The sequence below is a fragment of the Acinetobacter sp. YH12058 genome (assembly GCF_013419805.1).
In the GTDB taxonomy this organism is placed as follows: domain Bacteria; phylum Pseudomonadota; class Gammaproteobacteria; order Pseudomonadales; family Moraxellaceae; genus Acinetobacter; species Acinetobacter towneri.
In genome coordinates this window covers 46,305-69,400 of record NZ_VOZL01000001.1, presented here as the reverse complement: position 1 = coordinate 69,400, position 23,096 = coordinate 46,305, and the positions used below count along the sequence as shown (strand labels likewise).

27 protein-coding genes are annotated in these 23,096 nt (G+C 43.7%); all 27 read left to right on the top strand.

Going from position 1 to position 23,096, the window contains the following annotated elements; genetic code table 11:
* Positions 1-210: 210 nt before the first annotated feature.
* The 27 genes from FTU09_RS00355 to FTU09_RS00225 all read left to right on the top strand — a co-directional run bounded on the left by FTU09_RS00355 (position 211) and on the right by FTU09_RS00225 (position 23,085).
* On the top strand, positions 211-828 hold the full coding sequence (locus FTU09_RS00355; RefSeq protein ID WP_180079371.1) for a putative metallopeptidase: 618 nt from the start codon (positions 211-213) through the stop codon (positions 826-828).
* A 46-nt stretch (positions 829-874) separates the two neighbouring features.
* Positions 875-1,351 (top strand): DUF2280 domain-containing protein, encoded by a 477-nt coding sequence (locus FTU09_RS00350; RefSeq protein ID WP_104852024.1) that lies wholly within the window; start codon positions 875-877, stop codon positions 1,349-1,351.
* The gene (terL, locus tag FTU09_RS00345; RefSeq protein ID WP_180079370.1) at positions 1,329-2,891 is read left to right on the top strand and encodes a phage terminase large subunit; all 1,563 of its coding nucleotides are present in this window, start codon (positions 1,329-1,331) and stop codon (positions 2,889-2,891) included. The genes FTU09_RS00350 and terL overlap by 23 nt, the downstream gene beginning before the upstream one ends.
* 10 nt (positions 2,892-2,901) lie before the next feature.
* Positions 2,902-4,389 carry a DUF935 family protein gene (locus tag FTU09_RS00340; protein WP_180079369.1) on the top strand — a complete coding sequence of 496 codons (1,488 nt, stop codon included), beginning with the start codon at positions 2,902-2,904 and terminating at the stop codon, positions 4,387-4,389.
* Between the two features lies 1 nt (position 4,390).
* Positions 4,391-5,596, top strand: coding sequence for a phage minor head protein (locus FTU09_RS00335; RefSeq protein WP_180079368.1), 1,206 nt, complete (start codon positions 4,391-4,393; stop codon positions 5,594-5,596).
* A gap of 55 nt (positions 5,597-5,651) precedes the next feature.
* On the top strand, positions 5,652-6,608 hold the full coding sequence (locus tag FTU09_RS00330; RefSeq protein WP_180079367.1) for a hypothetical protein: 957 nt from the start codon (positions 5,652-5,654) through the stop codon (positions 6,606-6,608).
* A 3-nt stretch (positions 6,609-6,611) separates the two neighbouring features.
* The gene (locus FTU09_RS00325; protein ID WP_180079366.1) at positions 6,612-6,977 is read left to right on the top strand and encodes a hypothetical protein; all 366 of its coding nucleotides are present in this window, start codon (positions 6,612-6,614) and stop codon (positions 6,975-6,977) included.
* 3 nt (positions 6,978-6,980) lie between these two features.
* Positions 6,981-8,060 carry a major capsid protein gene (locus FTU09_RS00320; RefSeq protein WP_180062102.1) on the top strand — a complete coding sequence of 360 codons (1,080 nt, stop codon included), beginning with the start codon at positions 6,981-6,983 and terminating at the stop codon, positions 8,058-8,060.
* A gap of 10 nt (positions 8,061-8,070) precedes the next feature.
* Positions 8,071-8,250 (top strand): hypothetical protein, encoded by a 180-nt coding sequence (locus FTU09_RS00315; protein WP_180079365.1) that lies wholly within the window; start codon positions 8,071-8,073, stop codon positions 8,248-8,250.
* Between the two features lie 5 nt (positions 8,251-8,255).
* Complete coding sequence (locus tag FTU09_RS00310; RefSeq protein ID WP_180079364.1) at positions 8,256-8,699, top strand: gp436 family protein; 444 nt, start codon at positions 8,256-8,258, stop codon at positions 8,697-8,699.
* Positions 8,700-8,706: 7 nt separating this feature from the next.
* Positions 8,707-9,255 (top strand): phage virion morphogenesis protein, encoded by a 549-nt coding sequence (locus FTU09_RS00305; protein ID WP_180079363.1) that lies wholly within the window; start codon positions 8,707-8,709, stop codon positions 9,253-9,255.
* Complete coding sequence (locus tag FTU09_RS00300; RefSeq protein WP_180079362.1) at positions 9,248-9,670, top strand: hypothetical protein; 423 nt, start codon at positions 9,248-9,250, stop codon at positions 9,668-9,670. The genes FTU09_RS00305 and FTU09_RS00300 overlap by 8 nt, the downstream gene beginning before the upstream one ends.
* Positions 9,671-9,679: 9 nt before the next feature.
* Entirely contained in the window at positions 9,680-9,844 is a 165-nt protein-coding gene (locus FTU09_RS00295) for a hypothetical protein (protein ID WP_180079361.1), read from the top strand.
* Positions 9,844-10,605: a hypothetical protein gene (locus tag FTU09_RS00290; RefSeq protein WP_180079360.1), complete on the top strand. Its 762-nt coding sequence runs from the start codon at positions 9,844-9,846 to the stop codon at positions 10,603-10,605. Before FTU09_RS00295 ends, FTU09_RS00290 begins: the two co-directional genes overlap by 1 nt.
* Positions 10,606-10,865: 260 nt before the next feature.
* Positions 10,866-11,399 carry a Rha family transcriptional regulator gene (locus FTU09_RS00285; RefSeq protein WP_180079359.1) on the top strand — a complete coding sequence of 178 codons (534 nt, stop codon included), beginning with the start codon at positions 10,866-10,868 and terminating at the stop codon, positions 11,397-11,399.
* Positions 11,396-11,659: a hypothetical protein gene (locus FTU09_RS00280; RefSeq protein ID WP_131260856.1), complete on the top strand. Its 264-nt coding sequence runs from the start codon at positions 11,396-11,398 to the stop codon at positions 11,657-11,659. The genes FTU09_RS00285 and FTU09_RS00280 overlap by 4 nt, the downstream gene beginning before the upstream one ends.
* A 41-nt stretch (positions 11,660-11,700) precedes the next feature.
* Complete coding sequence (locus tag FTU09_RS00275) at positions 11,701-12,270, top strand: hypothetical protein (RefSeq protein WP_180079358.1); 570 nt, start codon at positions 11,701-11,703, stop codon at positions 12,268-12,270.
* A 52-nt stretch (positions 12,271-12,322) separates the two neighbouring features.
* Positions 12,323-12,610: a hypothetical protein gene (locus tag FTU09_RS00270; protein ID WP_180052055.1), complete on the top strand. Its 288-nt coding sequence runs from the start codon at positions 12,323-12,325 to the stop codon at positions 12,608-12,610.
* Positions 12,610-13,257 (top strand): zinc ribbon domain-containing protein, encoded by a 648-nt coding sequence (locus tag FTU09_RS00265; RefSeq protein ID WP_180079357.1) that lies wholly within the window; start codon positions 12,610-12,612, stop codon positions 13,255-13,257. Before FTU09_RS00270 ends, FTU09_RS00265 begins: the two co-directional genes overlap by 1 nt.
* The gene (locus tag FTU09_RS00260; protein ID WP_180052057.1) at positions 13,254-13,643 is read left to right on the top strand and encodes a DUF4124 domain-containing protein; all 390 of its coding nucleotides are present in this window, start codon (positions 13,254-13,256) and stop codon (positions 13,641-13,643) included. The genes FTU09_RS00265 and FTU09_RS00260 overlap by 4 nt, the downstream gene beginning before the upstream one ends.
* A 60-nt stretch (positions 13,644-13,703) precedes the next feature.
* Complete coding sequence (locus FTU09_RS00255; protein ID WP_180079356.1) at positions 13,704-17,063, top strand: tape measure protein; 3,360 nt, start codon at positions 13,704-13,706, stop codon at positions 17,061-17,063.
* A complete protein-coding gene (locus tag FTU09_RS00250; protein WP_180061112.1) occupies positions 17,063-17,464 on the top strand; it encodes a hypothetical protein in 402 nt (133 codons plus the stop codon). Before FTU09_RS00255 ends, FTU09_RS00250 begins: the two co-directional genes overlap by 1 nt.
* Positions 17,464-19,434 carry a hypothetical protein gene (locus tag FTU09_RS00245; protein WP_180079355.1) on the top strand — a complete coding sequence of 657 codons (1,971 nt, stop codon included), beginning with the start codon at positions 17,464-17,466 and terminating at the stop codon, positions 19,432-19,434. The genes FTU09_RS00250 and FTU09_RS00245 overlap by 1 nt, the downstream gene beginning before the upstream one ends.
* Positions 19,435-19,445: 11 nt before the next feature.
* Positions 19,446-21,062: a hypothetical protein gene (locus FTU09_RS00240; protein ID WP_180079354.1), complete on the top strand. Its 1,617-nt coding sequence runs from the start codon at positions 19,446-19,448 to the stop codon at positions 21,060-21,062.
* Positions 21,063-21,116: 54 nt separating this feature from the next.
* Positions 21,117-22,409 (top strand): hypothetical protein, encoded by a 1,293-nt coding sequence (locus FTU09_RS00235; RefSeq protein ID WP_180079353.1) that lies wholly within the window; start codon positions 21,117-21,119, stop codon positions 22,407-22,409.
* Positions 22,406-22,702 carry a hypothetical protein gene (locus FTU09_RS00230; RefSeq protein ID WP_180079352.1) on the top strand — a complete coding sequence of 99 codons (297 nt, stop codon included), beginning with the start codon at positions 22,406-22,408 and terminating at the stop codon, positions 22,700-22,702. The genes FTU09_RS00235 and FTU09_RS00230 overlap by 4 nt, the downstream gene beginning before the upstream one ends.
* Entirely contained in the window at positions 22,699-23,085 is a 387-nt protein-coding gene (locus tag FTU09_RS00225; protein WP_180079351.1) for a hypothetical protein, read from the top strand. The genes FTU09_RS00230 and FTU09_RS00225 overlap by 4 nt, the downstream gene beginning before the upstream one ends.
* The last annotated feature ends 11 nt before the right edge of the window (positions 23,086-23,096 follow it).

Below are 23,096 nucleotides of genomic sequence, written 5' to 3'. Positions count from 1 at the left end.
AATTCACAGGGTTTTTTAATGTGAGTTTTTTATGACAGACAAAGTGCAAGCGAAACAAGACTTAGAATTTTGCAGTGCTGAACTGTCTAAGTATCAGAATCTCAGTAGATCGGGATTGACGCGGGCAGAGATGCTAGCGATAGACGGCATCATGCGCCGATTGAAAGAGCGAATTAGAAACTTACGGAATGTATTGCTGTGAAACGACCGATGCCGCCTCGAAGCTTACTTGATCTTGATCCTGAAGACCCAGTGGGGTTTGAGGCAGCACCTGAATTAAAAGAATGGATTTTAAAAACATTCATTGATGAGGGTGGTGAGTTACACAATCCTGATCACACGCATATATCGCCGTGGGATGATGATTTATTCATGGTGCTATGGGCATCAAGTGGATTTAAAAAGTCTGAAAAAATTGTTCTGGGTCAGACTGAAAAGTTTGCACCGATGGCGGGCGGCTGGCGAAAGTTGCGTCAAGAAAAACAGATGATTGACTGGTTTGGTTGTGTGCCGAATTTCATCATCACGATTGATGCATGGTTTGCACACAAAGCCAATGATACTGATTTTTGCGCATTGATCGAACATGAGCTGTATCACGTTGGTGCTAAAAAAGATGAAGATGGTAACTACCAAATCAGCCCGTCTACAGGTGAGTATAAATATTATTTGCGACCGCATGATGTAGAAGAATTTCATGGTGTCGTTCAGCGTTACGGTGCATCACCAGACGTTCAAAAAATGGTGGAGCTTGCAAATGATGGCCCAACAATCGGCAAGGCAAAAATTGCTCATGCATGTGGTACGTGTTTATTGAAGTTGGCTTAAATTTTTTTGCCTGTTTTGCTAGACGTAGCTAGACAAAGGGGTGTTTATGGCAGCATTAAAAGAGCCTGTAAAAATATTTATAGTTCAAGCTCTTGCATGCCGTGATACCCCTCAAGAGGTGGCAGATCAGGTCTTGCAAGAATTTGGTGTAAAGATTGATAGAAAGCAATGCCAACTTTACGATCCAACCAAAGCGGCTGGTAAAAATCTAAGTAAAAAATTTGTCGATTTATTCCACAAGACACGCGCCGATTTTGATGCTGGCTTAATTGATATCCCGATTGCAAACAAGCATTACCGCTTAAAGCAGTATCAGAAGCAATTAGAGCGCAATGCAAAGAACACAGTGATGTCGCTCAAGATTCTTGAACAGGCTGCAAAGGATTGCGGTGGGCAGTTTACAAATAAACAGGAAATCACAGGCGCAGGTGGTGGACCGATTCAGAACGAAAATACAGTAGTTGTTACTGCCACTGATGAGCAGGTAAGGCAGGCGATAAATGAACTCGAGAGCGAATATTGACCCAGTCAAATTAAAAGCAAAAAGAATCAAATGTGAAGACGAGCATTTATTTTTTACTCGGGCATTTTTCCTGCCACGTATGGGGTTTAAATTCTTGGTGAATTGGCACCATGAATATATTGCTGATGCGATTGATAAAGTTATCAGTGGTGAAATTCCCAACCTTGTGATTAACGTACCACCAGGCAGTGGTAAAACTGAATTACTTACCAACCTGATTGCACGGGGGATTGGGCGTAACCAGCGTTCACGCTTTCTGTATTTATCATTTTCACAGTCTTTGGTTGAGGATGTTTCGGCCACAGCTCGAAATATCGTGAAGTCACCAGACTTTCAAGCCTTATGGCCAGTCAAAATTTCAACCAGTACCGATGCAAAGGCATCATGGAAAACCACAGTAGATGGGTATGAGGCGGGGCATGTGTATAGCGCCTCGATGGGTGGTCAGGTTACAGGGCGTCGTGCTGGTACCTTAGCTGATCTTGGGTTTACAGGGGCTATCATTCTTGATGACCCACTTAAACCAGAAGATGCATTCAGTAAGACAGCACGTAACAAAGCAAACCGTAAAATTCTAAACACGGTGAACTCACGTAAAGCTAAATCATCGACACCGATTATTTTGATCATGCAGCGTTTACACGTTGAGGATCCGACTAACTTTGTGATGACTAGTAACGTACCAGGCGAATGGCATCAAATTTCAATCCCTGCCTTGATTGATGATGATTACATTCAGTCACTGCCTGAGCATATTCAAAAGAAGGTACCACGTGACGTTGAGCGAGACGAAAAAGGGCGTCAAAGCTATTGGCCATTGAAAGAATCACTGCAGTCTTTGCTGCAGTTGGAGAAAGGTGGTCAAGACAAAGATGGCGCAACAGTTTCACGTTACACGTTCAGCAGCCAATACATGCAGCAACCTAAGAAATTAGGTGGTGATCTAATCAAGGGCGAGTGGTTTGGTGAATATCACGAATTACCTGAACTGGTTTGGCGTGCTGTATATGTGGATACCGCTCAAAAGGTCAAAGAAGAAAATGACTTCACTGTCTTTCTTTTGGTTGGTATGGGGGTGGATGGCAAGCTTTATTTGATTGATCTTTTGCGCGGCAAATGGGAAGCGCCTGAGATGAATAAAAAAGCGAAATCATTTATCGATAAACACAAGGTGTATGACCTTAGAACCAAGCCTGTTCGATACATGAAAGTTGAGGATAAGGCGCATGGAACCCAACTAGTGCAGTCATGGCAAAAATATGGCGGTATTCCAATTATTCCTGTTCAACGTGAAAAGGACAAATTGACCCGCTTTATGGATGTAGCACCACACCTAGAGAACAACTTTGATGTTTACCCTGAAAATCAAAACAGGTTTGTCATGCTGCCTCGAAATGCAACTTGGAAGCAATCCTTCCTAGATGAGTGTGAGGCATTTAATGCTCAAATGACCCATGACCACGACGACCAAGTCGATACCTTAATTGATGCGATTGAAGATTCAGTCGTGATGTTGAATTACAGCCCACCAGCGGCATAAGGTTTTAAATATGGCTAAGAAAAAACGCAATCCCGAAAGTCAAAAGCCTGTGTCGGGTAACTTAAGTGTGCATGAAGCTGAACAGGCGCTACTCAATTATTTGACTAAAATGCCTGATGTAGATGAGGTACTGCGTAAGGCAGGTATTACCAGACACCGATTAAAAGTCATGATGTATGACGATGAAGTTTATCAGGCAATTGAGAAGCGACAGGATAAACTGGAAAGTGCTCCATGGCGGCTAGAGCCAGCAGAAGGTATAGAAACAGAAATTCTGTATGCACATCTTCGTGAATGGTGGTCTGAAATCATTTTAGGTGCACAAAACGCACGATGGTACGGATATTCTGTGCTTGAGGGAATTTACTCCAGACCTGAAAACCCTAAACTTCATATTCAAGGTGATGTTGTCACACCATTCATAGGCTTTGAATGGATTGGTGAAAAGCCTCTGCAATGGTATGAGCCAAAGAATAATGGAAGTTTGCTTCTTTTAAAGAACTACAACCACACACATCAGGATCAGGAAGTAGACCAACGTTTTAAGCATTTCTTAACACGCTGTAAATCTACGTTTGAAAATCCTTATGGAGAGGCACTGCTTAGTCGTTTGTACTGGGTTTGGTTCTTTAAAACGAATGGCTTTAAGTTCTGGTCAAAATTTGTAGAAAAGTACGGTATGCCATTGTTGGTGGGCAAGTCATCTACTGGCCACAACCAAGATATGCGGGATGCATTACTAAAAGCACATGCAACTTCTGTTCTAGCGATTTCGAGTATGGACTCTGTAGAACTGCATAGTGCATCGGCTGTAGGTAATGGCTCGCAAGCGTATGAAACATTCGACAAGAATTTGGAACGCCGTATTCAAAAGGTGGTTTTAGGTCAGACGCTCACCAGTGGTACAGATGGCGCAGGCTCACGTGCTTTGGGTGATGTGCATTTGGAAGTCCAAAATGCGAAATACCGTGCAGACATTCGGATGATTACCCCAACAGTGCAGGCGATTATTAATGCATTGTGTGATCTGAATGGTTGGAAGCGCAGACAGATTATTCTTGGCGAGGAAAAGTCACTTGAACCTGAAAAGGCGGAACGTGATGTGAAGCTGAAAGGCGCAGGAGCCAATTTCTCAAACGCCTATTTCATCCGTGAATATGGGTTGCAAGATGGTGATCTGGTTGAGCCGACTCCAGTGGTACCTCATCAATTCACACACGTACCTAAGCAGGTATTCAACTTTAAAGCTAAGCCAAATAAGTTGTCAGGTGCTCAGCAGGAAGTTGAAGAACTGACCGATGGCCAAGATGATTTATCACTGTTGAGCGTGTCTGAAATCCAGCAATTGTTAAGTGAATCGGATAGTCCTGAGTCTTTGGCTTTCAATCTTGCACAGCTTATTCCGAAAGCCACTAAAACCGAGTTCACAGCCAAGTTAGATCAAGCTTTGTATGCTGCAGATATGATCGGGTATGTGGCAGCAAGTAAAGGGGTTTAGCATGCAGCCAGTTACCTTTCTTGAAGCCTTGCAATATGCTTGGCAGCGCAAGATTGTATTGCCTGATGAGTTTTACTCACTGGATTTAAAAACACGGCAAATGGCAACTACGGTTAGCTTTTTGTCGAGCCTCGAGCAAATTGAAACGGTCATTAAGGCAGTCAATAAAGCCATTGCTGAGGGTTCAACCTTTCGGGACTTTCAAAAGTTGGTTGAAAAAGAAGGTATCGAGTTGCCAAAGCACTATCTGGACAACGTATTTCGTACCAATATTCAAAATGCGTATGGTCATGGTCGTTGGATTCAACAAAACCGAAATAAGGCTAAACGCCCTTACTTGATGTACTCGGCTATCAATGACAGTCGGGTGCGTCCGAGCCACTTGGCTTTAGATAAGATCATTTTGCCGTTTGAGCATCCATTTTGGTTGACACATTATCCGCCACTTTCTTTCCGTTGTCGGTGCACCGTGATAGCTTTAACCGAAAAACAGGCATTGAAATACGGCATTACGCCAGATGACAAGCTGCCTGATGTTGCTGAAGCTTTGGATTGGTCATCACATCCGTTGCAATTCGGTGAGCTTGAATCATTGGTCGATAAAAAGATTGCTGATTCATCACTGGATAAAGAATATTTGCTTGAGCAAAAGCAAGTTATTCAAGCCGAATGGACTGCATCCAAAAAGCTGACAAGTTTGTTTGCACCAATGGATGACAAGAGTCGGGATTTATTCAACACGATTGCAGATACAGTCATTCCACTTGACCCAAAGATCAGACCCACAGCAATTCGGACGTTTATTGATTATGTGCAAGGCAACGACACTGCATTGACCACGTATCTAAATGCGTCTACGGCTTCACTGGCTGATGATGTGTTAAAGCGGTGGCTAAGTGCTGACATGGCAGCAATGCAAGCTGTGGCAAGCAATACGACTTCAACCGTGGTAGGTGCCGCGACTATTCAGCAAGTGGCAGCGTATCAAGTTGGGCAAACAGTACAATTCAATGCGCCGTTGCTGATGACTGATTCTGCAGGTGACATCGTGATTCAGATTCAGAATGCCAAAGGTTTAGGTATTGATCTGGAAAAGCTAAATGCAGGGCAAGGGGTTTTGATTCCATTTGGCTTGTCGTTTGAGGTGGTTTCGATTGAAACAATCAAAGGCAAACTGATTTATACGCTTAAGCCTTTGCTGAACTGAATTAAATATGAATATGACCGCTCCATTTGGGGCGGTTTTTTATTGGAGCATGAAAATGCCAGTAGAGGAAACACAGGACAAATATTGCTTTCGGCTTGGCGATCTGAACGTCAATCAAGCCGAGGAAGGCAAGAAAAAGCGCACATTCACAGGCGTGGCATATAGCGGTGAAGTGATTACAGACCACTGGTATTGGGACCGAATTATTTTTGATTTGGACTCAATGAAAATTAAGGGGCGTATTCCCGCATTACTTGATCACTCACCACGCCAGCGTGCAGGTGTCATCAATGAACACAGCATTAATCATCAACAAGGTTTAGTCGTTTCAGGCGACTTAATGAGCAACGAGTTCGGTACCGAAGTTGCCCGTGACTCTGACGATGGTTTTCCGTGGCAAATGTCGGTTCGTATTGAGCCGTCATCAGTCGAAGAAATTCAGGCTGACTCATCTGTCAGGGTCAATGGAAAAGTTCACCAAGGACCAATCACGGTATTTCGTGGTGGTCGCATTCGTGAAGTGTCTTTCTGTGCTTTGGGTGCAGATGACAACACAAACGCTGTGGCAGCCAGCCACAACCCAACACAATCTAGCAAAGAGGACACAGACGTGGACTTAGAACAAGCGAAAGCGAAAATCCAAGAGCAGGAAAAGACCATTTCAGGTTTGCAGGATCAACTTAATAAGTTTGCTGCAGATAAGCGTAATTCAGCCATTGATGCTTTGGCCAAAGATTTAGGCAAGGAATTTACGGCTGAAGAAAAAACCAAGTTTGCGGCTATGCCTGATGATGCATTTGATTTGATGGCAGCAACACTTAAGCAATTTGCGACACCACAGTCACAAACGCCAGCTGGTCAGCAGCAACAAGCGCCGTTAGCAAATCCAGCATTTGCTCACTTGTTCACTCATCAAGCAAATGCTCAAAGTGGCACGCAACCATCGGGCAATCAAGAGCATCAATTATCTGCAGGCGCTAAAGCATTTGCAGCTCAGCAAAAGGGGAAGTAATCCATGACTACTGTTTCAGCTACACATAAATCACGTCCGTTTAATTTGGACGTGGGAAAAACCCGCCGTGTTAATGCCAAGGTTACAACTGCCACAGCATACAAAGAAGGCGACTTACTGGCGCTGTCTGCAGCAAACGTCTTAACCCAAGCGGCCGATGAGTCAAGTTGGGACGTTATTTGCGGTGCAACACTGACAGCTGCACAAGCAACTGCAGCAGCTGCAAACGGCACAGAAATCCCTGTTTATAACGGTGGTGTGTTCAATATTGAGGCTGTATCAATTGCTGGCACAGCACTCGCAACAAGCAAATACGATGCAGCACGCGCTAAAGCATCTAAAAACAACATTGAATTATCAAAGGTGTAAATCATGCCACAAAGTTTTACTATTGATGGTGCTCCGCTGGAGCTATTGGGCGTTGATGAATTAGCATTAATTCATTCAAATTATGAGCCGATGGATACATGGCTTTTGGACAAGCTATTTCCTCGTCGCAAATCATTCACGACAAATGTGGTGCCTATTGCCGAGCTTGAAACTGAATCAGACATTGCTCCATTGGTTGCCCCACAGGTGCCAGGTAAGCCGTTTGACCGCACCACAGCAATTCAAGTAAGCCACGTACAGCCAGCTTACTTGAAACCAAAGAATCAAGTCACACCTGCAACCGCTTGGGATACCGCTTTATTGGCGCGCTTGCGTGATGCTGGCATTATCTCAACAGGCAACAATCAGTTGAGCACAGCAGAGCAATACATGATTGCTCAGATCGAAACGATCAAGCGTAACCACGACTCGATTGATAATCGTAAAATCCTGATGGCGACTGAATTAGTCACAACTGGTCAGATTGTGCTTGAGTCAGACGACTACACTAAAAACGTGGTGTCTTTTGGTCGCGATGCATCACTTGCATTTACCCCGACAACCGCTTGGGATCAGGCAGGTGCTACACCGCTTGAAGACATGGATACCATGGCACAACGCATGTTGGATGAAGGTGGTGGTGATGCAACCATGATTCTTACAACTGGCAAAGTGTGGTCAGTGTTGGAAAAGAACGCAGCATTCAAAGCCAAGTTTGTTGAGCCGTATGCAGGTATTAGCGTTCCTTATCGCCCAGGTCTAAACGCCTCACGTTCTGCGAAGTTCAAAGGCTACTTGGGTGATATTGAAATTTGGACGTATGACGCAACGTACCGCCACAAAGGGCAAGTGAAACGCTTCATTCCAGTGGATTACTTTGCACTTATTTCTGACACCAATGGTTATGTGACGCAATGTAAGATCGAAAACATCCATGCAAATGGCTTGGCTTTAGAATACTTTGACCGCCAATGGTACGAAGAAGATCCAAGCGGCATTTTACTTATGACTGAATCAGCTCCACTGGTTGTGCCATCAAATAAAAATGGCATCTGCGGTGGTACTGGCTTCATCACAGTCTAAGGAGTGACGTATGGCTAAATACATTGCAACGCAGTCCGTAGGTCAGCACCTGCCAGGCGAAACAGTCGAGGGTCTTAGTGCAGAACGTGCTAAGGCCCTTTTAGTTATGGGTGCGATTAAAGAAGTGGAAGCCGATCAAGAGGAAACTCAGGAAAAGCCTGCACGCCGTACCCGCTCTACAGCTGAGTAAATCTTATGTATGCAACTGAAGCAAATTTGGTTGCACGATTTGGTCAGGAAATTCAAGAACTGAAGTTGATGCATGCAAGTGCATCAACCGCCATTCAAGATGCCATTCAGGACGCAACAGAAGAAATTAACGGCTACATCGGTGGTCGTTATGCTTTGCCGTTGCCAAATGTGCCTAGCAATTTAGAGCGCATGGCGTGTGACATTGCACGTTATCGCCTCTATTTTCAGCAACCAACCGAGGAAGTGCGGCAGCGTTATGAAGATGCTGTTTCATTTTTAAAGTTGGTGGCTAACAACAAGGCACATTTGCAAATTCAGGATGCAGTATCTAACCAAATCGTGGACGACCAGCCAAAGAATAAACCATCCACAATGCCAATCGGTACCAGTTACACAGGTGGTGTGTTTGGTGATTCCACTTTAGACATGATGCCTAGCATCAAGTGAGGTGTGCATGAGTGGTGTTGCGATAACGATCAATGTTGAAGGTGATACACCAATTCTATCCATCCTTAAAAACCTTGCAGATTTTGAACAACGTAAAGCGGATTTATTCGACACGGTAGGCAGTACCGTTGTTGAGGGGATTCGTTCACGCTGGAAAGGTGGAGAGGGTTTAGAAGGAAAGTGGCCGCTTTCAGTTCGTGTAATGCGTGAAGGTGGCACCACATTGCGAGACACATCTCGGTTGGTGGATTCGGTTACTTATAACGTCCTATCCGACGGTGTTGAGATTGGTACCAATGTGGTTTATGGCGCTATTCACCATTTCGGTGGCGAAATTAAACATGAAGCCCGCAAACGCACGTTGTTCTTTCGGCAAAACCAAAGAACAGGGCAAGTGGGTAATCGTTTCGTGCGTAAGTCACGCTCTAACTTTGCTCAAGAGTCAATGGGCAGAGCATATAGCGTCAACGTACCACGCCGTCCATGGTTGGGTATTACTGAAGATGAAGAGCAGTTAATCCTGAATTCAATTGAAGGGGTAATTTTTGATGAGTAATTTCTTTGCAGTTCGTGCTGAAATTGCTGAAAAGCTAAAAGAAATTTCAGAGTTTAAGAAAATCTATACGCCTATCAACATTGGTAGCACAACTGAACTCTCACAAAACACTCCATGTGCTCATGTGAACTATCTTCGTATTCGTAAAACTGATGAAGCTGGCCGTGGAAAATTGAACTCCTTAAAACAAGAATGGGATATCACCATTGTTGAACGTCATGCAGCCTCACAGTTATCGGATGGGTCTAAAGCAATTGATAAGGCGGGAGAGTTGGTTTCACAGGTTATTCCGCTTTTAAGTGGATGGACACCAGCTTCAAGTACACGTCCATTATCACTGGTACGGATCAGCGAGGATTTCTCACCAACTTGCGTCTATATCACGATGGTATTTGAATCATCATTATTCATTTAGGAGCCATACATGGCGAAACAATATAAAGCCATAAAGCCTGTAGGTCGCTTTCAGGTTGGCGAAGTGGTCGGTGGTCTGAATGAAGATCAGATCAAAAAATTAGTTGCTGATGGTGTCATTCAAGAGGTGAAACCCGCAGCAGTAACAAAGAAAATTACAGGAGATGCTAAATAATGAGCACTCAATATATTTCGCTACAAGGTGAATTTTACTTATCTAAAATCACTAATGGTGTGGCAGGCGCAATGCGTCATCTGGGCAACGTACCAGAGTTTGAATTGGAAATTGGTGCTGAGGTTTTAGAGCATGTTGAATCCATGACAGGCAAGCGCACAACTGACTTCACGATGGTTCAGACTACATCGGTTAATTTCTCAGGTCAGCTTGAAAAAGTGGACAAAGAAAACCTGAAATACATCGTTTCTGGTGAAACCACCGAAGTGACCACTCAAACCATTACCGATGCAAATATTGGCACTGTGGTGGCAGGTCAGGAAATTAAGCTTGGTGGTTATAACTTGTCTACCGTGTCATTTAAAGATTCAACAACTGGAACAGCGGTTACAGTAGACCCAACAAAGTACACATTGGATGCCAAGTTCGGTACGGTCGTTTTTAACGATGTTTCAGACCTCACTATGCCACTTTTGGCAAGCTACACCACTGGCGCAGTAACGCATACGACACTAGCATCGGACTTTGAAACAGAATATGAGCTGTTTTTCAAGGGTATTAACACGGCTACTAGCGAGCACATGGCGGTTCGTTTATGGCGCACTAAGAAGTCACCTGAAACCACATTTCCACTGATTCACGAAGAATTAGGGCAATACTCCATTTCAGGTCAAGCGTTGTCTGATGTTTCAAAACAAAGCGACGCAGCACTTGGGTTGTACGGTCATATCGTAACAATTCCATCGGTACCATCACCTTAAAACCAACACAGGCACAAGAAAACTCCACGACGCATAAGCGTCTTTTTTTGTGCCTGTTTTTAAATTTCTTTCATTTGCATTAAGCGATTAATGAAAACGAAAGGGATTCATCCCACCACTTAATTAAACCGTCCGAAAGGGCGGTTTTTTTATGCCTGTTTTCAGGCAAACCACTGGCTAGGGCGACGGTTCGAAAAGCACGTTTTCATATTCAGCGTGCCTGCCAGTTTCTTTTTTTTGAATATGATTAGGAGAAAGTCATGAATATGATGACAACATTAAATTTACGCGCCATGGTATCAAATGAAAATGGTGAGCCAAAGACAACCAGTTATGCAGTAGCGGAAGCATTCCAAAAAAGACACTCTGATGTGCTTCGAGCAATTAAAAATATGAAGTGCTCACAGAAATTCCGTGAGCGCAATTTTGCGTTTACCTTAGAAAACAAACAGATAGGTAACACGAAAAGAAACACAGGCTTTTATCAAATGACAGAACGTGGCTTCATGTTTCTTGTCATGGGTTTTAGTGGCGAAAAAGCCGATGCTATCAAAGAATCATTTATTGATGCATTTGAGTGGATGTCAAACCAAATAACTCAAACCTTCCAATCTAAATGGGCCAGATATAACCATATTGTTGGGTATCGCGAAAATCGCAAACAGCAAGTTAGTTGCTCAGCTAGAGACATGAATGTGTGGAAACATGAAAAGCATCCACTTGATCATGAAATAGCGCAATTAGAAAGAGAATTGCAGCCATCGCTACCATTTGCGAGCGTGGTGCAATCATGAATATTGCCTATGTAGTTGCAGAATGCCGACCAAGCACAGACGAAGAAAATTATGCGGACATTAATATTGGTGATGATAGCTATGTGTTTTGCTCAATAGAGCCAGTGCCAGACACGGGTGACTGGCAGAAAAATATTGAAGCAGCCATATTGATTGGAATTGATATTGAGCGAACCAAGCCAAACCATCGACACATCACACTGCATGCTGAAAGCATCTTGAAGCTATGCAAAGGCATACAAGGTGTGACGCAAGGCTAATAATTACCGCCACCTTCGGGTGGCTTTTTTGAGATTCCATCATGAATGATTTTTTCTTAGCAGATAATCGCACTTTTCAAATTGACGAAATTGAAGTGAAGCAGATTCAGGTGAAGTCGCTTGATTTATTCTGCAGACATGCTGAAACAGTCAAAGAATATTTAAAAGACAAAGACTATTCAGATGAAATTTTGATTGAGTTATTTAAGGCTCACACGGTTGAAGTAATTCAAACCTGCGTCATGACCACCAATTTAACAGCAGACCGTATTTTTGATGTGGCAAAAGATCAGGCTTTATTTTTAGATATGCTGCGTGCTGTATTGACTGTGAATACTGCATATTTCAAGCCTGAAAAGCCTAAACGTGGCAGCAAGTCAAGTAATGAGAAAAGCACTTGGTTTGATTCGTTCCAGTATTTAATTGAGTCTGGCCATCGTCACGATGACATTTTGAATATGTCATACGGTGCATATCTGCAGTATGTAAAAGCTGCACAAAGAAGTGAGCTTAGAAAAATGCGGTCACAAGTCAATTTAATGCGCTCGGCACAGCACGCACAAAACCGTGAATTTAAAAAACTTATGGAAGATTTAAAAGTTGTTGATTGATTAACCAATTGTTAAAATGCCTGAAAATTATATAAATTTAGAGGGGTGTTTAATGAAAAAAATATTGGTTGCTGCAATTCTGCTTGCGTCATCATCTGCGTTTGCTTTGGAATCCACAAATGCTGTTCGTGGTAGTAACATGATTGTTGAGGTTGGGCATTCTCAAGGTCGTATGATGGAAGCCTTAGGTAGACCAGTGTCATCATATAATCACGTAATTCATGATCGTAAAGGCTGGCCGCACAAAGCCACAACTTACACATATCGCATGAATAACGCACGCTACGAAATTACTGTTGTAGATGGGAAAGTCTATAGCATTGGTTGGGAGCGTGAGTGATGGAATTCTCCAAACAACAATTAGTTGGTCTTGTTGGCGGTATTGTTCTTTTGCTTGGGGTTTTTCTCCCAATAGTGAGTATGCCTATCGCTGGATCGATATCCATATTTAGTAGTGGTCGTATAGATGGGTATGTATTGCTTGGATTGGCAATTATCAGCCTTATACTTGCCTTTATAAATAATATAAAGCCTTTGCGAATTACTGGTGGTGTGTCGCTTTTAATAGTGGTAATAGATTTTATTTATCTACTCTATAAGCTAAATAGCATCAAAGGGGATGTTGCAGATAAGCTTAAAGACAATCCTTTTGGTGGCATGGCTGAAGCAATGATGAGTACCGTCCAAATACAATATGGATGGGTATTTTTATTTATAGGTAGTCTTTTACTGGTTTACGCTGCGTTTGCTAAGGTTGTAAACAAGCCAGTTGAGAACAATATTGATCTAAGTATACAAAATCAGCCTGAGTCGAATGTACGGATTACAACCGCAAAAGTGGTAGGAGAAGATTATTTTTCTCATAATGCAGGAAAACGGGTAGAACCAAAAATTCAATCAGATTTAAGAGCCTGCCCTTATTGTGCTGAAGAAATTAAGGCAATAGCGATAAAGTGCAAGCATTGTGGAAGTATGGTGGAACAATGAAATACATATTAGGGTTGTTTATTTTAGCTCTTTCACAAAGCTTGTTTGCTGGTGGAGTTTACACATGCACGGTTAATGGAAATACTGTTTATCAAGGAAAGCCGTGTGCTGGCAAGGAACTAAATTCTCAAGTTAGAGAATCGCAGGCAAAAATCAAAGGACAACAGGCTGCAGCAGAAAAAGCTAAGGCTGAATGGGATGCAAAAAAAGAGCCTCGCATTGGTATGAGTAAATCGGAAGCCGAAAAGACAACTTGGGGTTATCCAGATAAAGTAAATACCACCACAACTGCTACGAATGAATTTGAGCAATGGGTTTACCGTGGTTATCGTTCAACGCGCTATCTGCATTTTACCAATGGAAAACTAACCTCTATTTCCAACTAAAAGATGATTGTAACAAGCCCACTTCGGTGGGTTTTTTAATGCCTAAAATTTGAGGTCAGCATGTCAAAAAATTTAACTTTTAAACTTATCTTGGACGCTGACAGCAAAGGTTTTGTTAGCGGTGTAAAACAATCTGAAAGTGTCGCAAAGTCAGTATTTGATGCAATCAAAACCGAGTCTGATAAGTTAAAACAAAGCTCGGCTGAAGCTGCAAAAGAGCTTGGGAATATCATCCCAAAAGGCACGAGTGAGTTAGCTGCAGGCTTAACTAAATCATTATCCAGTGCCACCGAGATTATTAAAAATGCAGGGGAAAATGCAAAATCTACTGCAGACAACTTCACGGATTTTGGTAACAAATCACACAAGGCTTTAGATTTATTAAAAGCTGACTTAACAAGTGCTAAAAAGAAGCTGCAAGAGTTTTCCAATTCCAATGCATCACCTGCAGACATTGAAGTTGCACAACGCCAAGTAGACCAACTTGAAAAAGAAGTTCAACAGGCTGACCAAGCATTTAACGACTTTCAGGCAGAAGTCGGCAGAGCAAACACTCAACTTAAAGAAACAGACTCAGCAGCAACATCGGCTAAAAAAGGCTTAGATGGCGCTAAGTTTGCAGTTAATGCACTTGTTGGTGCTATGGCTGCATTAGGTGTTGGGCTAGGTTTGCGTGAATTAGCAGAAGCCGCTGACGCATACACTGGACTTTCTGCACGCATTCAGATTGCCACCAAAGATGGCGGTAACTTTGAATCAGCAATGGCTGGCGTGCATCAGGTTGCCTTAGCCACAAATTCAAGTCTGCAAGCGACTGGTGACTTATTCACTCGTATTGACGCAGTTGGCAAAGAAATGGGTATGACGCAGCAACAAGCGTTAGACCTAACCAAGACTGTTACGCAAGCAATTCAGATTGGTGGTGGTTCAGCCCAAGCCAGTGAAGCAGCAATTACCCAGTTTATTCAAGCCATGCAAGGCGGTGTTTTGCGTGGTGAAGAATTTAACTCAATCATGGAAAACGGCTATGGCTTAGCTGAGGCGCTAGCTAAAGGCTTGGGAGTCACTACAGGTGAACTCCGAAAAATGGCTGAAAATGGAGAGCTAACTTCCGAGCGTGTAGCAAAGGCGCTGCAAAGCCAAGCCGCACAAGTCCAATCGACTTATGACCAATTCCCAACAACTATTGGTAATGCTTTACAGCGCATCCAAACAAGTTGGCAAATTCTGATTGGCACAATGGATCAGGCGAATGGTGCCAGTGCTACTGTAGCTGAATGGCTTGTTGTGATTGCTGACAATATGGGGATTGTTGAAGCCCTTATTGATGATTTGGGCGATGGTTTTATTTGGGTTGGCGACCAACTTAAAAAAATCGATCCATCTGTATGGGTAAGCCTTAAAGATGCTTTAAGCAGTGCATACGATGCCATTAAAGATGTTGTGGTGACGTTGTTTGATTTAGGTAAAACGGTTGCAGATGTATTGGGCACAAGCCTATCAACTGCATTGTCTGTTTTATCATCATTGACTGGTGAAGTTACAGAAGCAGGCGAACAAGTCAGCTTTTTAGAACGTGTGCTTCAAGGTCTTTCAGTAGCGTTCGGCGTCATTTCTGACGCGGCGTCAGGCATTAAAATCGGGGTCAAGCTTTTAACAGGTGCATTTTTTGATTTAGCAGGTGCGGCAAATAGCGTACTTGCAGCTTTAACTTGGGGCGACTTAAGCAAACAGTTTGCAGCCAATGCTGATTTAATGAAGCAAAAGGCTAAAGAATATTATGCTGAAGCGGATAGGGATGCTCAAGGTTTTAAATCTAAAAGCATAGCTGCGATTGAAGAGATTGGTAAAACCCAAACTGAAAAAGATGCTGAGTCGGTTGCGTCATCTAAAGCCAAGCTTGAAAAACTTTTAGCAGATCAGACTGCCGAAGCTGAAGGCAAGAAAGCGTCTGAGCAAGAAAAGCTAAAAGCCGTTCAGGATTACGCCGAAGCCGCCATCAAAGCCAATGGCGGTGCAATGGATGGCACCATGCAAGCCGATCTGATGACGAGAGGCTATATCGTCACAATGAATGAGGCTGGCAAGGTCAGTGTTGAAGCTTGGGACGCGGCTGCTGAAGGTGCTGAAGAAAACGCAAATGCTGCAGACAAGGCGCGTAAAGCCGCAGCAGCATTGGGTTTGGATTTAGACGTTTCACTCAACCGCGTTTCAGCCAAATTCAAAGAATCAGAGGGGCAGTTAAACAACTTTACTGCTGGTCTTGAGGATTTGGGTGTCACGGGCGAAAAAGCTGGGAGTGTTACCTATGAGGCATGGCTTAAATGGCTCGAAACAGCCAAAAGCCAAGCTGAAATTGATATGGCTAAAGCCAAGCTTGAACAGTTTGGCGAACAAGGCAAGCTATCAACTTCGCAGGTTGAACAAGGTCTGATTGCAATTAAGCATCAAGCCCAAGGCTTACCAGATGATATTGATCCTGTAACGGCTGCTTTTAAGCGATTAGGGATTGAGACCAAAGAGAATCTTAAACTGTCTGCACAACAGGCATTGATGGATTACATCACTATCCGTGATAGTGGTCAGGCTACGGCAGAAGGCATTCAAAAGGCTTATGAGAAAGCAGCGCAAGCGGCTGCCCTATCAGGTGATCAAGCGGTGATTGCATCGGCTAATGCTGCGGGTGCAGGTCGTGACCTTCGCGTCGAAATCGACGAAACAGGCAAAGCCTCTGTTAAAGCGATGGATGATTTAACCGAAGCCAACCACCGCGTACGTGAATCAGCACGCCGTATTGGTGATGGTTATCGTGAAGCGGGGCAGATTGCACGCGAAGAAGCCAATGCAGCACAAATCGCATGGAATAAGGCATCTCAAGAAGCGGCTCAGAAATGGGACGCTGAAATGAAACGCCAATCCAAAGGTTTAAGCGCGGCTATCTCAGGCTATCAATCCATGAGCAAAAACGATGTAATTTCTCAGATTAAAAGCATGGGATACAGTGAAGACCAGGCGAAGAAATTGGCAGGGTCAATCTGGTCACAAGCCATGGCTACAGATCGTGATGCTAAATTTGCTGCATACGGCAAAGGCGGCAACTTGGCGATGAATAAACTCATCGAACAAGAATTTAATAACGCTGCAGCGAAAGGCTTAACGACACAGCACGGTACCAACAAGATTAATGAATTACTGCGTAATCTTGATGTGAGAAGCACGGGCAGCACACCAAAGGTCAACGACTATGCACCAAGCATCCCTCAACCAAACTTCCGTGATGTTGATACCACACCAACCAAAAACGTGCGCTTTGAGTTTGTGTCAGGTGGCAAACGCTTTGAAATGCAAGGCTCACAGGAAGATGGGGACATGATGGAAAGCATCTTGCGTGAATTTGAAATGCTGAAAAAGGCAATGTGATGAAATTAATACGCTTAGCAACATCCGAAACCGTCTCATTAGAAGACGGTTTTTTATGGTCTGACGAATTTGAATGGAAGCCAAAAGAGCAAACCGTGGAACGTGCCATTAGTGGCGCGGCCATTATTCAGGAAGGCATCAAAGTCGGTGCTCGACCTATCACTTTAACACCTGACAGCAACCGTGGTTGGGCAAAGTTAAGTGATGTGCGCAAGCTACAGGAATGGTCAGCTTTAAGCGAGAAGTTCCGCTTGCAGTTTGAATGGCCACATGACAATCGACAATTTGATGTGATTTTTAATCATCAAGATACAGCACTGGAAGCGGTCAGTGTGTGGGGTTCACCAGCAACGTCAACAGAAGAAATGATGCGTTTAACGCTAAGATTTTGGAGCGAATAATGGCAATTGAAACAAAAGACTTGGTGCTCTATAAATCGGAGCGATTGACTGACACAGACGATGGTGGCGGTAAATATTCAGGTCAGGTCATCGTTGATGGTCAAAGTAATAACTTGTTCAATGACGTATCAGAAATGGATCGAACCATGGGCGATGTATCCATGCGCAAAATCTTTCCTGCTGTGATTACTGAAGATACAGACTCATTAATGGGTGCAACGGTATTCATCTCTGAAAACCCGCAAGACCCAAACGTGTCGGCTTTGCTATTCAGTACAAAAAACTGGACGGATGAACGCCGTAGCGCCCAAAACCGAGTTGAAAATTACTTGGCTAAAGGTGGGCAGATTGCAGGCACACCATTAGACACGCACTGGCAAGGCATGAAACAGTTGCAAGTGGCTATGTTTCCGCAAGAAGCGGAATCTAGTGTGGGGGATACCATTGTTCTAGTCAGCGATGAAGGCAAGGCGCTTGAATTCGAGCAATACGTGCGTATCACTAAAGTTGAGACACGCATTGCAATTATGGTGGTTGATAATAAAAACGTGGAATACAAAATTGCCACGTATACCATCAACGACCCGCTTGAGCGTGATTTTGTCGGCTTGACAGCTCGCCAGTGGTACGGTGGTAACACACAGTCTAAAACCATCATTCGTGAATCTTTAGTGGCTGACACAGGCGAATATTGCGCATCGGTAAAACTGGCATCGGATGCACAAGTGGGTGAGTTCACTGTGAATGCGTCCAGCATGTTTACGCAGTTGATTCCATCTGCACAGACTGAAACCCCGATTGTTGATGTGAACGCGGCGGGTGAGAGCATTATTTTGGTACCAGGTAACGACGGTACCATTACTGCCAACTTTCCAACTACAGTGGGCGTAAGCCAAAACTTGTATTTAGGCTCAAGCGTGATGCCGTCAAGCATTGCGTTTACGCTGTTTGGTCAGCCTGTGAGTGACCAAGGCGGCTTGCTTAAAAACAGTCAAGGCACACAAGTCGGTACGATTGATTATCAGCGTGGCTTGATCCAGTGGACTTCTGCTGCAGGTACTGGCTCGACCACCTTGGCAATTACATTTAAGCCTGCTGCAACACCAAGACAATATTTTCAAAGCTATGCCATTCCTGTGACGCAAAATAGCCAAAGTTCCAACTGGACGGGCGTATTAATTCCAATTCCTGCACCTGGTAGTTTGTCGCTTTCGTATATGTCACAAGGCAAGTTTTATGAGCTAAAAGACGATGGATCGGGTCAGTTAAAAGGTGTTCATAGCTCCTTTGGCTCAGGCATGATTAACTATGAAACAGGTTCATTCTTGCTAACTACTGGTGCATTACCAGATGTTGATACGCCAATTTTGGCGCAATGGGGCACACCGATTGCAACTTTCGTGCGTGCAGGTTTACACGTAGAGAAAGCAGGCTTTGATTTTGATCTTGGTCACACTGGTGTTGCTCCTGGAATAACTGTGACTTGGGTGTTAGAAGGTGAAACCAAAACAGCCTCTAGTAACGCCAAGGGACTGTTTACAGGTGATGCCACAGGGTATGTCAATTACACCACAGGTACAGGGCGGATTATTCCAAACAAATTGCCGCAGAAAAATACGCAATTCAACATCACGTATAACTATGGTCCACAGCTCAGCCAATCTAAGTCAGCGATACCCGATGCCAACCAACAACTGACGTTTACCATTGGTACAGGCTCAAGCATTCAGCCGAGTAGTGTTGCTTTAGATATTCCTGTGACAGATCAATCAGGTCTAAATGCGCTTACCGTGCATCTTAAAGATGACCCAACAGGCGGCAATATTGGCAACTTAATTAATGATGCAGGCGATATTCAAGGCACGATTGATTACAACACAGGTCAATGCATTGTGACACCAACAGCTTCATACAAAACATTTAGCTATGTGTATGAGGCACGATATACAGCAACTTATGCTTCTGCATAAAGGTGATCTAAATGGCTTTTTATTCTCCAGTTACATCCCAAATTAGTGGCACCACACAAACATTTCGGGCCTATAACGAAACCACGATTTATGCACAATACCGCGACAGCTCAGGCGTAAACCAAAGTAGCACCATTGCTGTGGCTGATAAGTTACGGCTTGACCTATCATCGGGTTATGACGAGCAGATTTTGACAGGCTCAGCACGTTTTAGAGTGGGTGCTGATACTTTCTTAGATCGTGATGGTCAGCTTTATCGCAATGTAGACCCGTCAAATAACAGTGGCATCGCGTCGGGGTCGATTCAATACGGCACGGGTCAGGTAGAAATTGAGTCATGGACACCAAATGGTGACAACACAGTCCGTTTAGACTCACTGACGACAACAACTGACTTGCCACCGATGAACCAAGTCAGCTTTAGAACACCTGTGATTCCAATTCGACCACAGTCTTTAACTGTGGTTGTAGCATCGTTAGAACATGGTCAATTGACACTGACCACTGACGAAAACGGGGTGATTGAAACAAGTCTTGCACATGGCAAGATTAATCACGACACGGGTTTTGTGGATATTTACTTCTACGATAAAACCGAAATTACAGAAGCCAATCGTGCAGAAATTACGGCTAAAGATTGGTATGACGCCCTCATGGAATATGAGGAAGCAGGCAAAACCTACATCAATGTACCCGTGTGGATTGATGGCTCATCTGTGCGTTATAACGCAATTGCTTATACCTACATTCCGCTTGATTCTGAAATTTTGGGATTGTCTGCAACGCGTTTGCCGCTTGATGGACGTGTACCTATTTTCCGAGTTGGTGACATTGGTATTGTCAGCTCAAGCAAAACACAGGAATTGCCAAGCCAAGTTGCGGGTCAAACCTACGATTTAAACGATCAGCGTATTTCGTGGTGTGAATTGGAAGACAGCCAAGGTACCAAAGTGCCATTTGATATGTATGTAGTCGATTATGACTATGGCAAAGTGACGCTAAACGGTGATTTTTCACTGAATGCATTGGTTGCACCGATTGTGGCTAAGTATCGCTATCAAGACATGGGCCTGATTCGTGATGTGCAGATCAGCGGACAGCTAACCTTTACCAAGCCTTTAACTCATAACTACGATGCAGCAGATACGATTGTGGGTTCAGCCTTAGTGATTGGTGATATGCAATCGCGCTACACACGTAAATTTGTGCAGCAAACATGGAATAATGCATGGGCAGATGAGGCAACAGGTAGTGGTATTTCAGCCAACTATAACGATGCTTTGTATCCGATTACTGTGACAAACAAAGGTGCAATTCAGGAACGCTGGGCTTTGATTTTCACGGATAACACAAATTTCCGCTGTGTTGGCGAATACTCAGGTCAGATTGGTGCGGGTAGTGTGAATGTGGATTTTGCACCGATTAACCCTGTGACTGGCTCACCTTATTTCACGGTAAAAAAGGAAGGTTGGGGTGCAGGTTGGGCAAATGGTAACGTGCTGCGCTTTAACACTGTAGCTGCAAACTTCCCTGTCTGGGTAATCCGTACAGTGAAGCAATCCGAGCCAACTGTTATGTCAGATCAATTCCAGATCATGCTGCGCGGTGACATTGACCGCGTGGTTTGAAAGTTAAATCAAATATGGCCGCTTAATGCGGTCTTTTTTTATGGGTGAAAGAAAATGGCGACAGATGTAGATGTTCAATACTTTAGCCACTTAAACGGCTTAACTCTTGGCAATAACTGGGGTGATTTAATTCGCCTGCTCGATAAAGCTTTAGTGACAGGCATTGATTTTACACAAATCACATCGGCTTCAATTGATGCTCAAGGTGATGTTCACATCACACTATACGCAGCGCATAATGCCATGTTGTTTCAGGTGGTTGAATTGTCAGGTTTTAGCCCTGCACCACTCAATCAAAAATACCGTATTAAAGGTGTACCAAGTGCAACTGAGCTGATTTTAAAGCCACATACTGCAATTGTTGAAACAAGCATCACAACAGTTGGTGCGGGAAAACTAGCGTCGCTGGGTTATGAAATTATTTTTCGTGATACAAACGATGTTAAGCGTGTTTATCGCGCGAAAAATCCAACGGCACAGCATCCATTTATTCGCATAGATGAAAGCTTAACAAGTCCAGATGGCACAACAGGTGTATATACATCAACTTATGCAAAATATGCCATGGTTGGCTTGCTTGAGAACATGACACATATTGACGATTATGAAAACCTCGATGTGCTACAGTTGCCATTTGACTCTGTAGACCCTGCAAAAAATTGGAAGATTACAGGCACGGGAACTGGTGTAGTGCGTGGGTGGAGTCGTTGGTATTGGTCTAGAGCTGGAACAACACTGCAGAATATTGGCGATACAACCACCCCAGGCACAAGCAACGCTTCTTTTTCAATCGTCGGTGATCAAGATGCTTTTTATTTACTTAACTCTTTTACATCCACAAGTACGACAGGAAAGACGCTAAAAGGTTGTGGGCTGCTAAATAGAGCTAATCCAGATTCTGTCGCTAAAGATTGGTTTTTGATGACGATTTTAAACCCTGTTGCAGCGAGCACAACTTATCGTTTTGTTGATTTTACTGGTGGTAATCCACTACTCACAAGTGTTGGCGCGAGTGGGTTTTTCATGCCGTCAGCAGATCAAGCAAACCCCCTACAAGCACACAGATTTGCAAGCCCAATCCTTCCTGATTTCGAAAGCGGTTATAGCAACCTATATTTAGCAATGAATGTTGGTGCGCTAGAAATAGCAGTGACTGATGTAGATAAATACCTAAGAGGAACGCTAAAGCACGTGGCATATTCAGGCAATAAATTACCTCAGAGTGTCACAACTCCAATTATTAGTGGGGCATCAATGTATGTGTGGGATAAGTGTTTGTGCTCCTCGAGAAGTACGGCTGAGTCAGAAATGGGTGGTTTGTATTTTCACATAGGGGAGCTTGAATGAAGCCAGTATCCCGAAAGGTATTGCCGAATTCCATTTTATTGCAAAATATTAGCGTTGGACCTGTAATTGCAAAAATTACAGGATCAGTCAAGAAACTTGGACAGCAGTATAAAGATGCATCCGTTGTGCTCTACAACAAAGCCAATTTGCAACCAATCGCAGTAAAAAAGCCTGATATAAATGGAAATTACCAGTTTCTGGGATTAAATGCAGGTTTAAAAACCTTTGTCGTAGCTCTCGATCAAAAGCAACAATTCAATGCCGTCATTCAAGATAACGTGGTGCCAAAATGAGTAAAACATCAGTCAAATCTCGGCTTGCCATGATTCAAGCCTTTGCAGAATTTATGGATAGCGGCAGCCAAAGTGCTACCGTTATTTTTTATGAGGGTGTGCAGCCTGCGAATACGTCAGTTGCGGCGGATTCTAACAATGCTTTAGTCACTTTGGTATTTCCTGAACCCTGCATTAAAGAAACTACAGCCACCTATGTTGAGTTACATCCAACTGATACGGGATCAGTTATTAAGACTGGCACAGCCACATGGGCACGGATTTATAACGGTGCAGGCGAAGTGGCAGCCGATCTAACTGTGGGTACCGACATCAGCTTAGCAAATACTAATTTAGTCGTGGGCGGCACGCTGTTTATCCAGTCCATCAAACTTAGACCGTAACTAAAAAGGGT

Excerpts from the sequence above, each read along its gene's own strand:
- FTU09_RS00355 (WP_180079371.1), top strand. The coding sequence starts at position 211 with ATGCCGCCTCGAAGCTTACTTGATCTTGATCCTGAAGACCCAGTGGGG.
- FTU09_RS00350 (WP_104852024.1), top strand. The coding sequence starts at position 875 with ATGGCAGCATTAAAAGAGCCTGTAAAAATATTTATAGTTCAAGCTCTT.
- terL (WP_180079370.1), top strand. The coding sequence starts at position 1,329 with ATGAACTCGAGAGCGAATATTGACCCAGTCAAATTAAAAGCAAAAAGA.
- FTU09_RS00340 (WP_180079369.1), top strand. The coding sequence starts at position 2,902 with ATGGCTAAGAAAAAACGCAATCCCGAAAGTCAAAAGCCTGTGTCGGGT.
- FTU09_RS00335 (WP_180079368.1), top strand. The coding sequence starts at position 4,391 with ATGCAGCCAGTTACCTTTCTTGAAGCCTTGCAATATGCTTGGCAGCGC.
- FTU09_RS00330 (WP_180079367.1), top strand. The coding sequence starts at position 5,652 with ATGCCAGTAGAGGAAACACAGGACAAATATTGCTTTCGGCTTGGCGAT.
- FTU09_RS00325 (WP_180079366.1), top strand. The coding sequence starts at position 6,612 with ATGACTACTGTTTCAGCTACACATAAATCACGTCCGTTTAATTTGGAC.
- FTU09_RS00320 (WP_180062102.1), top strand. The coding sequence starts at position 6,981 with ATGCCACAAAGTTTTACTATTGATGGTGCTCCGCTGGAGCTATTGGGC.
- FTU09_RS00315 (WP_180079365.1), top strand. The coding sequence starts at position 8,071 with ATGGCTAAATACATTGCAACGCAGTCCGTAGGTCAGCACCTGCCAGGC.
- FTU09_RS00310 (WP_180079364.1), top strand. The coding sequence starts at position 8,256 with ATGTATGCAACTGAAGCAAATTTGGTTGCACGATTTGGTCAGGAAATT.
- FTU09_RS00305 (WP_180079363.1), top strand. The coding sequence starts at position 8,707 with ATGAGTGGTGTTGCGATAACGATCAATGTTGAAGGTGATACACCAATT.
- FTU09_RS00300 (WP_180079362.1), top strand. The coding sequence starts at position 9,248 with ATGAGTAATTTCTTTGCAGTTCGTGCTGAAATTGCTGAAAAGCTAAAA.
- FTU09_RS00295 (WP_180079361.1), top strand. The coding sequence starts at position 9,680 with ATGGCGAAACAATATAAAGCCATAAAGCCTGTAGGTCGCTTTCAGGTT.
- FTU09_RS00290 (WP_180079360.1), top strand. The coding sequence starts at position 9,844 with ATGAGCACTCAATATATTTCGCTACAAGGTGAATTTTACTTATCTAAA.
- FTU09_RS00285 (WP_180079359.1), top strand. The coding sequence starts at position 10,866 with ATGAATATGATGACAACATTAAATTTACGCGCCATGGTATCAAATGAA.
- FTU09_RS00280 (WP_131260856.1), top strand. The coding sequence starts at position 11,396 with ATGAATATTGCCTATGTAGTTGCAGAATGCCGACCAAGCACAGACGAA.
- FTU09_RS00275 (WP_180079358.1), top strand. The coding sequence starts at position 11,701 with ATGAATGATTTTTTCTTAGCAGATAATCGCACTTTTCAAATTGACGAA.
- FTU09_RS00270 (WP_180052055.1), top strand. The coding sequence starts at position 12,323 with ATGAAAAAAATATTGGTTGCTGCAATTCTGCTTGCGTCATCATCTGCG.
- FTU09_RS00265 (WP_180079357.1), top strand. The coding sequence starts at position 12,610 with ATGGAATTCTCCAAACAACAATTAGTTGGTCTTGTTGGCGGTATTGTT.
- FTU09_RS00260 (WP_180052057.1), top strand. The coding sequence starts at position 13,254 with ATGAAATACATATTAGGGTTGTTTATTTTAGCTCTTTCACAAAGCTTG.
- FTU09_RS00255 (WP_180079356.1), top strand. The coding sequence starts at position 13,704 with ATGTCAAAAAATTTAACTTTTAAACTTATCTTGGACGCTGACAGCAAA.
- FTU09_RS00250 (WP_180061112.1), top strand. The coding sequence starts at position 17,063 with ATGAAATTAATACGCTTAGCAACATCCGAAACCGTCTCATTAGAAGAC.
- FTU09_RS00245 (WP_180079355.1), top strand. The coding sequence starts at position 17,464 with ATGGCAATTGAAACAAAAGACTTGGTGCTCTATAAATCGGAGCGATTG.
- FTU09_RS00240 (WP_180079354.1), top strand. The coding sequence starts at position 19,446 with ATGGCTTTTTATTCTCCAGTTACATCCCAAATTAGTGGCACCACACAA.
- FTU09_RS00235 (WP_180079353.1), top strand. The coding sequence starts at position 21,117 with ATGGCGACAGATGTAGATGTTCAATACTTTAGCCACTTAAACGGCTTA.
- FTU09_RS00230 (WP_180079352.1), top strand. The coding sequence starts at position 22,406 with ATGAAGCCAGTATCCCGAAAGGTATTGCCGAATTCCATTTTATTGCAA.
- FTU09_RS00225 (WP_180079351.1), top strand. The coding sequence starts at position 22,699 with ATGAGTAAAACATCAGTCAAATCTCGGCTTGCCATGATTCAAGCCTTT.